General features: G+C 44.7%; 9 protein-coding genes. 2 read left to right on the forward strand and 7 right to left on the reverse strand.

Annotated features, from left to right (window positions below; genetic code table 11):
* Positions 1-141: 141 nt before the first annotated feature.
* Positions 142-3855 (reverse strand): alpha-mannosidase, encoded by a 3714-nt coding sequence (locus tag F6K20_RS08895; protein WP_287265658.1) that lies wholly within the window; start codon positions 3853-3855, stop codon positions 142-144.
* Between the two features lie 509 nt (positions 3856-4364).
* Here F6K20_RS08895 and F6K20_RS08900 point away from each other — a divergent pair.
* Positions 4365-6344, forward strand: a complete 1980-nt coding sequence (locus F6K20_RS08900; protein WP_287265660.1) for a hypothetical protein — start codon at positions 4365-4367, stop codon at positions 6342-6344.
* Here the strand turns inward: F6K20_RS08900 and F6K20_RS08905 are convergent.
* From F6K20_RS08905 to F6K20_RS08920, 4 genes are all read right to left on the reverse strand, one after another.
* Positions 6297-6419 carry a hypothetical protein gene (locus F6K20_RS08905; RefSeq protein WP_287265661.1) on the reverse strand — a complete coding sequence of 41 codons (123 nt, stop codon included), beginning with the start codon at positions 6417-6419 and terminating at the stop codon, positions 6297-6299. The genes F6K20_RS08900 and F6K20_RS08905 overlap by 48 nt on opposite strands.
* Positions 6420-6421: 2 nt before the next feature.
* Positions 6422-6694, reverse strand: coding sequence for a hypothetical protein (locus tag F6K20_RS08910; protein ID WP_287265663.1), 273 nt, complete (start codon positions 6692-6694; stop codon positions 6422-6424).
* Positions 6695-6704: 10 nt separating this feature from the next.
* Positions 6705-7271: a methyltransferase family protein gene (locus F6K20_RS08915; protein WP_287265664.1), complete on the reverse strand. Its 567-nt coding sequence runs from the start codon at positions 7269-7271 to the stop codon at positions 6705-6707.
* Positions 7272-7519: 248 nt separating this feature from the next.
* Entirely contained in the window at positions 7520-7717 is a 198-nt protein-coding gene (locus F6K20_RS08920) for a hypothetical protein (protein WP_070393635.1), read from the reverse strand.
* A 139-nt stretch (positions 7718-7856) separates the two neighbouring features.
* On the opposite strand from F6K20_RS08920, the gene F6K20_RS08925 reads away from it, so the two are divergent.
* Entirely contained in the window at positions 7857-8150 is a 294-nt protein-coding gene (locus tag F6K20_RS08925; protein ID WP_287294465.1) for a hypothetical protein, read from the forward strand.
* Here F6K20_RS08925 and F6K20_RS08930 read toward each other — a convergent pair.
* Together F6K20_RS08930 and F6K20_RS08935 are read right to left on the reverse strand one after the other, a co-directional pair.
* Complete coding sequence (locus F6K20_RS08930; protein ID WP_287265666.1) at positions 8120-8266, reverse strand: hypothetical protein; 147 nt, start codon at positions 8264-8266, stop codon at positions 8120-8122. The genes F6K20_RS08925 and F6K20_RS08930 overlap by 31 nt on opposite strands.
* A partial coding sequence (locus tag F6K20_RS08935) for a WD40 repeat domain-containing protein (protein ID WP_287294466.1) occupies positions 8256-11385 on the reverse strand: 3130 nt, incomplete at its 5' end. The genes F6K20_RS08935 and F6K20_RS08930, both read right to left, overlap by 11 nt.

Genomic DNA, 11385 nt, shown 5'->3' on the forward strand with positions numbered 1-11385 from the left:
TGCCCTCAGCCCTCAGCCCTCAGCCCTCAGCCCTCAGCCTTTAGCTGATAACTGATAGCTGATACGCGACACGCTGATAGCTGATAGCTTACCTCCGGACTCCCGACTCCCGATTCCCGATTCCCGACTCCCGACTCCCTTCTAGGTTATTAATCTAACTGCAAAACTACTTATTTTCCAAGGCTCTATCTGAACTACTTTTCCATCCGGTGATGGTTCTGATAAACTCACAGGTCTTTCCAATAAATCAACTGGGTGAACTACTTTTAATCCCAAATCACTCACTAAGGATAAATTCGCTGATTCCCCATGAGATTCATAACACCTGAGAATCCATTGATCAGGGATATCTTCGGATTGTTTAAGTGCCATTAAAATTAGAGTCTTGGCTGACAAATTTAATAGTTGTCCGGTTGATGGTAAAGAAGGTTGACTATTATTACTGACATTATTACTGACAACAGAACTATTGGGGGGAGACCAAAGTAAACTTAGAAATGGTAAGTTAAGCTGGTATGCTAGGTGAATTGTATCTGCAAAACGCCAATTGCCTTGATGAGGATAAAGAGCATAGGTGAATTGGTGGATGCCTTGATCAGCTTCAGGATCGGGCCACGTCGGAGAGCGAAGCAATGTTAGACGTAATTGGGACGCCTGGGCATCATAACCGTATTTGCAATCATTGAGCAAACTGACACCATAGGTTTGATCACTCAAGTCTGCCCAACGCAGAGCAGGTACTTCCCATTTAGCTTGCTCAGCATGGGTTTGGGGTCGAGTAGAACGTTTAATTACCCCACAAGGCATCTCATAGGACACATAATCGGCATCAATGGCTAATGGAAAAGCAGCTTTGACTAATACATGGCGTTCCTGCCAGTCTACGGTAGTGGCAATTTTGAGGACTGGGGATTCTGCTGAGAGGATATAGTCCTGACAAAATTGCGATCGCATCAGCCGACGCACCACTCGCAAACGCTGACTCAATACTCCTGTTTCAACCCACTCGATCCCGATCAGCTCAGTGCTCGGCAAAGGATGGTCAGCATAATTTGGGTCTATATTCCATGCATCCCAATATTGACCACTATCCTCGAAAGCTTGTAGCTGATTTCCAGGACCACTAAGCACTTCCCGCTGATTAACCTGATCGAAGACACTACTCAAATCTCCAGTTTCTGGGTCTACCACTACTCGTAGGTATTGATTCTCTAAGACTAAATCTTCAATCGGGAATCGGGAATCGGGAATCGGGAATCGGGAATCGGGAATCGGGAATCGGGAATTGGGAATCGGGAATCGGTACCCACCCCTAGGGCATGTCTTCAAACTCGGAGATCCCCCTAAATCCCCCTTAAAAAAGGGGGACTTTGAGTTTGGCTCCCCCCTTATTAAGGGGGGCTGGGGGGCTAAATCCCCCGAGCGAGGGATTGCTCGCTCGGGGGACTTTGAGTTTGGCTCCCCCCTTATTAAGGGGGGCTGGGGGGGATCTAAATCTTGCGGAAAACTTTGAAAACACGCCCTAACCCCTCCCAGGAGGGAATCGGGAATCGGGAATCGGGAATCGGGAGATAGCTCTATGGTCAACTCCACATCATTGCTGCACAACCAAAAAACACGATATCCTACCGAAGGAATATTACTGGCTAGAAACAGCAATTCTATTTGAGAATAGGAGAGATTTTCATTGTTATTGTCATGGTTTGGGATATCTTGGGCTTGATCGTGGCTAACTTGAGAGACTATCTTTTCCCCAAAACAGTCATACACTTCCCATTCGATTGACTCGACCGGTATAGAAACAGGTAACGAAACAGCTAAAGAAATCGCAATTACTTCTGAACGCTGCCAATTGAGAGGATTAAAGACAATAATCGCTTGAGCATTGGGTTTTGGTGGTGGTGGCAGGGTGATCTTGGATGCGATCGCATTTAAGGATTCCTCCAATATATCTCCCGTCACCTCCTCTACTTCCTGCCAAGCCTGATTAGCGTCTACAAAGACTTCCGGAATCGATGTTCCTGGTAATATATCGTGGAACTGATTAAATAACACCTTTTTCCAGGCTTCCTCTAGTTCAGTCTTAGGATACGCTTGTCCTGTCGCAATGGTTTTTAGGGCTGCAAACAGTTCTGCTTGGTACAACAATCCCTCACAACGACGTAGATAGCGCTTTTGGTCAGCGTGAGTGGTATAGCAACCCCGATGGAATTCTAGATATAGTTCATCATTCCAGACCGGAATCTCTTTAGTGGTTTGGCTTTGGCCTTTCCCCCCTCCCCTCTGCTCTGTTCTGCTTTCTTCTCTCCCCACACTTCCGACACTTCCGACACTAAGGTTCTCAACACAACTTGCAACCTTCAACCTGCTAACCTTGGCCAAAAGGCCACGCTTCGCGAACAACAAATACTCACTGGCCGTGGTAAATTCCAGCTTTGGGAAGAATGGGGATTGTTGCCAACGTCTTGCTACTTGTAACATATCCCTGGTGGGACCACCGCCATGATCTCCCACACCAGGTAACCAAAATGCCTCCTTGAGTGAAGTTTGAATTTCCCAATCAATGGCATAGCTTGCCATAGTAATGGGATTTGTATCCATAACACCAGCAACGTTAGGGGGAGACATTAGGCTGAAGATTTGACTGCCATCGGGAGACTGCCACCAGAAAGCACCATAGGGAAATTTGGTGCTATCGTTCCAGTGCAGCTTCTGGGTCACGAAGTAGTCAATTCCACCCTGTTTGAGCAATTGAGGTAGTTGCCAACAGAAGCCAAAACTATCGGTTACCCATGCCACTGTGGTTAACTGACCGAAGGTTTTCTGGACGTAACGTTGACCATAGAGGATTTGTCGGACAATTGATTCACCATCAATTAAATTTAATTCCGGTTCTACCCACATCCCCCCCACAATTTCCCAGCGACCAGCAGCCACTTGTTGTTTAATCGCTTTAAATAAGTCAGGGCGATGCTGCTCTATCCAGGCATAAAGGGCAGGTGTGGTATGGCAAAAGGTGAAATCTGGAAATTCTTGCTGTAGCTTTAATACTGATTCAAAGGTACGCACAGCTACGTCCCAGGTCTCGCTCACTGGCCATAACCAAGCTAGATCAAGGTGAGCATGACCTAGCATTTGGATAGAGTTTTGACTATTTTGAATTCTGAAGTTTGAATTCTCAATTGTACTGAGTTGTTGGCGCAATCGGGTAAGCGATCGCATAAATTCTGTCGGCTGTGAAACCATATCCCAATTAATCTCAGCCACAGCCTTAGCTAGAGTCGCTAATTTTTCGGGTTCAAAGTTAGCGCTATACTTTTGTAAGACAGCCAATTCATCAGCTACAAAGCCTGGATCGATATCATGATTGGTGGCTTCGTAGAGGATTTGCGATCGCATTAATCCCCCGATATCATGACCAGGACTAACCAACCTTAGGGCTACGGCAAACTCTTCCCCTGGCACGACTGTTGAAGTTAGCAGCATCCGTGTGGAGGAATCAAACAAATCCCCTTCTTGTACCAGCTGACCGTTGACAAAAATCTCAGCCGATTCTGCCCACCACGTCAATACCAAACGTAATCCTAAGCCAGCTAAAGGATAGCCCTGCAAATCCTGGGGCACTAGGAATCGTTGACTCAACCAGATCACTTGTCTGCCAGCAGACCAAGTAATGTAATCCTTGTCATTACGTTGGGCTATTGACCAATTCTCCCAGCACTCTGGTTGAGTGGCCACAGGGTAAGGAATATCTTCATTACAGTATCGCCAACCCTGCTGAACATTTGTTTGAGTTAAAGCACGGAGTTTTGCGATCGCATGATTAATTCCATCAATAATCCTAATCTGATCCATTGGGTTTAAGTAATTGGAATAAGATTAGTCAAATTTTCCCTAAAATCAATGGCACCGACTATGATTAATTTGTTATTGGTGGTTTATTGAAAGTTATAGCGCTACGCGCAAGGCAAGAGGCATGCATGCTAGAGGCAAAGGTGCCCTTGACCCATGAAGAATTAAATTCGCCACGGGTCGCACCTAAAAGTTGACTACAACAGCTTTTGAGCTTGTATCAATGTCAAACAGCTTAATGGGTAGTGCTATGAGCGCTAGCCGTCAACTGTCAACCAATAACCAGTTCCTGGTATAGATGCAGCTTAAATGTCGATCAGGCTGATAAGCGCGTTTGTATTTGAGATGTAAACCTAAAAGCTCTTTTTTTATTGGACAATAAAATTGAGGAGCTCTTGCCCCTGTTGCCTGTTGCCTGTTGCCTGTTGCCTTTTGCCTTTTCCTGCAATAAGTGTGTTCACAATCGAGATACAAATCGCTATAGCTAATCCCTCACCCAAGCAATAACCATCATGTCTTCCCCTGCCAAAGGTCCCTATCGCAGTAGATTGTTTAACTTTATCAATCGACAATCTCAACGGTTTGTTGACCAAATTGAACGTACAACACGGCATTTAAAGGTTGCAGCGGTATGGGGAGGACAAATTTTACTTTATCCGGTTTACCTGCTAGTGCAAGCTAGTTTATCGGCTGGGCGTCAAATCTCCTCTTCAGTAAAAGCTGGATTGCCCCAATTAAGGACATTTAGCCACGCCCAGACCCAGGAAACACCGCCAGAAGCAGATACAGCAATTCAGCGAGTCTTACAAGAGTTGAACCTTGGCAGCTTTAACCTTCAACTTGGTCTAGACAACCTAAGACCGTCTAATGGGCAAGCTGTTACCCTAAATAACGGGCAACCTATCCTAATCGAACGGCAAAGGGGAACATCCCTAAATAACGGGCAACCTGTCAGCCTAAATAATGGGCAAGCTGTAACCGCAGGAGAATGGGCAACTCCAAATCAAACCCCAGCTCAAGCCCCGACTAATGAGCATATGCTGATTCAGGGAGTAGCTTGTTTATTGGACAACCGGGGTCTAGTGCTGGTGACAGTGCAAAACCAAATTCTGGATATATTGACACCCCAGCAGCAGCAAAAACTAGCATCCAGAATTAGCTGGGAGGTGGCTGACTTAATGCGTAAATGGCGTTTAGCCCACTCGTTAGATGGCAAAAAAGCATCCCCTTCCCTTGCTACCTTAGATCACCCCCCTATTTTGCCACCCATCAGGCTATTCTGGCGATTAATGGCCTGGGTGCAAACTAGTCCTGTAGCGATCGCAATTAATCTTTTCGGGGAATCGAGGATCATTCGAGCTGTTTCCAAGGGTAAATCAGCCACCTCTAATCACCGACAACCTAAACCCAAACCATTCCAGCTATCACCTTCTAGCCCAATTCAAGACCTATTAACTTTCCTGGATAACAAATTGCTAGAACTGGAATCACACCAATTATTACCAGGGTCTGAAGTGGTGGTTAAGCTGAGGCAAGCCCTACAAAAACCATTTATTAAGGGTGATAGCTCAGAGGAGGTAACGGTTGGGTCTGACACTAACCGACTTAAAATTTTAAGCTTAATCTATGCTGCGATTGACTATTTCTTTGGTAGAAAAGCATCTAATTTTAGTTTGAGTAGTTCCTCAGACCAATCTGAAATTGCTTCTGGTTCTGGAGAGGTTTTACCAGGAGGAAACAGGGATAATTTATACCCAGAAGCCCATCAGCTATCAGGAGATAATTCCCCTCCACTTTCCCCCTCATTAAGATCATCCACCTCAACACCATCTGGGTCTAAATCAGATGAATTGGAGCCTTGGTTAACCGATAATGATTTATGGGGCAATCCAGATGGATCTGACCACTCCCAAAATTTCTCTGCCTCAACCTCCAACTCCGGAAATCAGGCAGAATTACCGGTTGCTAATCTTAAATATAATAGACATCAGTTACCCGAAGGATTCAACAGCAAGATTCCTGTGAAGTCAGAAAAGTCTATTTGGACCCTCTTTAAGCGATACCTGCACTTACTAAAGGCTCCAGGTAAGCTGATTATATCGAGAAATAAATCCTCAAAAGTTAAAGCAAGACCATCGATCAGCCAGAAGAGAAATTCTAAAACTGATAAATCACCAGACCTGTCCCAAATTCAGGATAATTTAGGAAAAACTACTCCCAAAGAATCTCAAGATCAACCGCTAGCAGTTGTTAACTCTGGTAGCACCAAGGTTAACGGATCTAAGGGAGAAGAAAATAGTGCGATCGCTAACTCTAAAAACTCTAGTGATCTAGAGCCAGATCAAGACTGGATTGAAACTCAAGCAACTCCAGAAGGATATATTAAGCATCCTTTAGAACGAGTGTTGGAGTGGTTAGACATCACCATACTTTGGATAGAAGAGCTAGTGGTTAAAATTTGGCGATTGCTGCAACGGTTGTGGCCATTTTGAATAGAAGGGAGTAGGGAATAGGGAATCGGGAGTCGGGAGTCGGGAGTCGGGAGTCGGGAGTCGGGAGTAGGACACTGTTATTTGAAAATTGTCACATCAAGAGCTAACTCAGGCTCAGGAGCTAAGGATCCATCGGGATATAGAAACAGAATCAATCGCCCGAGTCGAACTGGGCGCTGGCAACTTTTTCCCATCACTGTTTTGATTTGGATAGGCATGACGCCATTAGGGGGATACGCCCACCACTCCCCATTGCGACAAAAGGGATTGCTATAGCCTTGCTCTTTACACCAAGCATGGCAGACCCCACGAATCGCACCGCCGAGATCGTTATAGTGTGGGATTGTCATATGTAAACTTTTAACCTTGTGATTGAGGCCATAACTTAGGTAAAAACATTCCTGTGTTTTCTTTATACACTTTATAGTCAGCCGCAAAACTACTAGCTAAAAATTTAGCTTCTTCTTGGCGAGCAACTTGATAGTAGGGTACAAAGATTACTACTACTATGATTATTAGCCAGAGTTGATTAGTAACAAAAACACCACCTAGCACACAGAGTAAGTAGGATGTGTAAAAGGGATTACGAATGAATTTATAGGGGCCAGTGGTAAAGATGTGGTTTGGTAAATCATCGGAATAGCAAAGAGACAAAGGCTTTTCCTTAGTTGTTTTAACTGTCCACGAAAACAAAACTAGTGAGCTGATATAGATGCTCAGTCCCATTAAACTTAGGATTAGATTGGTTTCTTCAGTAAGAACGATGGTACTGACCTGTAGAACTATTAATAGCGTCCATAAGACAGACAGAATCCGCACACCATTTGGGATTCCGTTAGGCCGAGTAAATAAAGCCAAGCCTGCCCAAGAAAAACTAATCAAACAAGTTGTGAATAAGATTAGGGCGCAAGATTTTAATACTAGCATGATGTTTGATAGCAATTCTACGACTTGTGAGGTACAAATATCTAGGTTTTAGGGAGCAGGGAGCAGGGAGCAGGGAAGAGGGAATAGAGAATAGGGAATAGGGATAAAAGTCAGTGTACTTGATAGTTATGCAAACCGCCGTATGTTTAGCTATCAGCTTAAGCGCTACGCACACGCTACGCTAACAGCTATCAGTATTCAGTGTGGAACGGGCAAGATGCCCATTCCACCAAGATGCATGTAATTTTCTAGGATTCTTCATCCATCGGATTATTATTACCGACATCAAAAATAATTATAAATTCCGCATCAGGCATTAATCTTTTCAAAGCCCACAAATGTCCCTCTGCATCCGACCGATTGCGGAAGCGAGCAACAACTACCCGCTGCATCTTGGGTAACAGTCGCATGACCACCCATGGATGAAGCCGTTCTGAATACGTCATCATAAAAGTATCTCCTTGTGATTGGAGAGCCAGAGCTAGCCCGTCGATTTTGGACTTTCACCGGGCTAGCTCTTGACTCTGGGCGTCTCAGCGCCCACTGTTATAGTGTAGCACAAATAATCTTATATTATAACATATTTTGAAAAATTTTGTAACAAAGGGAGCTATCAGCTATCAGCTTATGCGCTACGCGCACGCGATCGCGTTCAGCTATCAGCTATCAGCTATCAGTTATCAGCTATCAGCTATCAGCTATCAGCTTATGCGCTACGCGCACGCGATCGCGTTCAGCTATCAGTTATCAGCTTATGCGCTACGTGCACGCGATCGCGTTCAGTTATCAGCTTATGTGCTACGCACACGCGATCGCGTTCAGCTTGTGAATAACATTGGTGTCGAAGCCTATGCCAAAAAGTTGGCCGCTGACCGCTGACTGCTGACCGCTGACCGCTGACTGCTGACCGCTGACTGCTGACCGCTGACCGCTGACCGCTGACTTCTGACTTCTGACTTCTGACTTCTAACTTCTGACTTTCCCTCACTCCTCAAGTAAATCCTTCAACACCTCTTCCGTAAAAGGATTCTTACCAGCCCGGAGGTCATCTATCCATTTTTGCGGTTGTGCTTTCCACTCATCATTGTCGGTCGAGTCTACATATACCTGAAAATCTGATATTGCTCCTGCTTTATCCCCAGTCAGAGCTTTAGCCAGACCACGACTCCTCTTAAAGAATCCATTTTCAGGTTCTTTTGCTACTGCTTTTTCACAGGCATCCATCACCTCAACAGCATATCCATGGAGGCTACCATCCCAACAGAGGTTGTTCCAATAATTAGCATCAATTTTTAGATTTAGATCTAGTTGTTGTGCTTCTTTATAGAGAGATAAGGCTTTGATTAATTTACCTTCTTTAGCTAACTTCTCACCTTGTTTGACAAGACCGGGAGCTACTGCTGCTTTGTTAACTGAATCTTGACATGAGCTTAAGCTTTCTAAAGCTTGAAAATTCTCCACAAAGTAATTTTCAAGCAACTTACAGCCCCTAGCTAGCATCTCATCTAAATCTTCAACGGCCCAGAGTCTGGCCGTATGGTCCGATGATGCCGTAGCGAGGGTTTTACCATCGGGGCTAAAGCTTACACTATTTACCGAGTCTTGATGTCCTTTCAACAGAGCTAATTGATTTCCTTCTAAATCCCAAACTCTGACCGTTTTGTCGTCTGATGCCGTAGCGAGGGTTTTACCATTGGGGCTAAAGCTTACACTATTTACCGAGTCTTGATGTCCTTTCAACAGAGCTAATTGATTTCCTTCTAAATCCCAGACTCTGACCGTTTTGTCCCATGATGCCGTAGCCAGCCTCTGACCATCGGGGCTAAAGCTTACACTATTTACCGAGTCTTGATGTCCTTTCAACAGAGCTAATTGATTTCCTTCTAAATCCCAGACTCTGACCGTTTTGTCCCATGATGCCGTAGCCAGCCTCTGACCATCGGGGCTAAACCTTACACTTTCTACCCAGTCTTGATGTCCTTGAAATATAGCTAATTGATTGCCCTGTAAATCCCAGACTCTGACAGTATTGTCGGATAATGCAGTAGCAAGCATCTTACCATCTCGGCTAAAACTTATACTAAATACCAACTCTTGATGTCCTGTCAACAGAGCTAATGGATTGCCCTGTAAATCCCAGAGTCTGACGGTATGGTCCGATGATGCACTAGCAAGCATCTTACCATCTCGGCTAAAGTTTAGACTATTTACCTCGGATTGATGTCCTGTCAACAGAGCTAATGGATTGCCCTGTAAATCCCAGAGTCTGACGGTATGGTCCGATGATGCACTAGCAAGCATCTTACCATCGGGGCTAAAGCTTACACTTGATAGCGAGGATTGATGTCCTTGAAATATAGCTAATTGATTGCCCTGTAAATCCCAGAGTCTGACCGTTTTGTCGTCTGATGCTGTAGCCAAGGTTTTACCATCAAGGCTAAAGGTTACACTATTTACCGAGTCTTGATGTCCTTGAAATATAGCTAATTGATTGCCCTGTAAATCCCAGAGTCTAACAGTTTTGTCCTTTGATGCAGAAGCGAGCATCTTACCATCTCGGCTAAAACTTACACTTGATACAGAGGATTGATGTCCTCTCAACAGAGCTAATTGCTTTCCCTGTAAATCCCAGAGTCTGACCGTTTTGTCGTATGATGCCGTAGCCAGGGTTTTACCATCAAGGTTAAAACTTACACTATTTACCCGGAATTGATGTCCTCTCAACAGAGCTAATTGCTTTCCCTGTAAATCCCAGAGTCTGACCGTTTTGTCGTCTGATGCTGTAGCCAAGGTTTTACCATCAAGGCTAAAACTTACACTTCTTACCAAATCTTGATGTCCTTTCAACAGTGCTAATTGATTTCCCTGTAAATCCCAGATTCTGACCGTTTTGTCCGATAATGCCGTAGCCAGCCTTTTACCATCTCGGCTAAAACTTACACTTAATAGCGAGGATGGATGTCCTCTCAACAGTGCTAATTGATTTCCTTCTAAATCCCAAAGTATCACAGTAAGGTCGGATGCAGTAGCAAGCCTCTTACCATCTCGGCTAAAACTTACACTTCTTACCGAGGATTGATGTCCTTTCAACAGAGCTAATTGCTTTCCCTGTAAATCCCAGAGTCTGACCGTTTTGTCAAATGATGCAGTAGCAATAATCTTACCATCGGGGCTAAAACTTACACTTGATACCAAGGATTCATGTCCTCGAAATCTTCTCTTTTCTTTGAATTTACTAAGACTCTGCTGTAGAGCATACAGAGGAATGATGGCAGGATATTTATCTAGGGAACGACCATCTTTAACTATGTTAAACAGCTGTTGCCCAGTCTCCATGGCTGAGTATAAAAGCTCTCGCTCGCCATAGTAAACATTATCCCCTCCTAAGCGTCGTAAAATACTAACCCCTTGTTGTTCTAGTCGCGCACCTGTTTTAGCTTCCTGTGATTGTTTAAAATTATCTCTAGCTTTGATCCCAGTTACCACAGCCACAATTATTGCTATAACTGAGAACAAACCCAGTGCTAAACCCCCTCTCTGTATGGTTCGCTTCGCTTTCTTTTGAGCCTCAGTTAACGTCTCATTAGCCTGCTCTAATATCCGACTTTCTTCTGCCAATACCCTGCGGTCTAATTCCTGACCAGCCGCTAAGAACTGATAATCCAAATCGCTCAAACTTTTACCCTTCGCCCAAGCTTGAGCATTCTCTAACGCTACCCCCCGCAACAAACGAGCTTCATCCTGACACCCAGACTCAACCCAAGCGGTAAATGCTTCAGAATAGGGACGCAGTCTCGCTAATTCCTGCTTAACCCAATCCCTATCAAAAACACTGCCATATATCCGGTTGCTAACTTGTAAATACCCATCCAGCTCCACTACCAACCCCGATAGCCTTAATTCCGTCTGTTCTTCACTGCCATCAGCGGCAAGACTACCCTGATCTAATACGTGCTGATACAATCCCAACAGCCTACTGGCTCGTTGCTCATTTCTGAGAATGCGATCGCGTATAGTCTTCAAGTGCTCTGGCTTATCCTGAGATACCCAATTTTCAATAATCTGGCTACGGGCGACCTGTTCAACTGAAGTTGTGTGAACTCCAGTTCCCCCA

The sequence above is a fragment of the Moorena sp. SIO2C4 genome, from assembly GCF_010672485.1.
In the GTDB taxonomy this organism is placed as follows: Bacteria; Cyanobacteriota; Cyanobacteriia; order Cyanobacteriales; family Coleofasciculaceae; genus Moorena; species Moorena producens.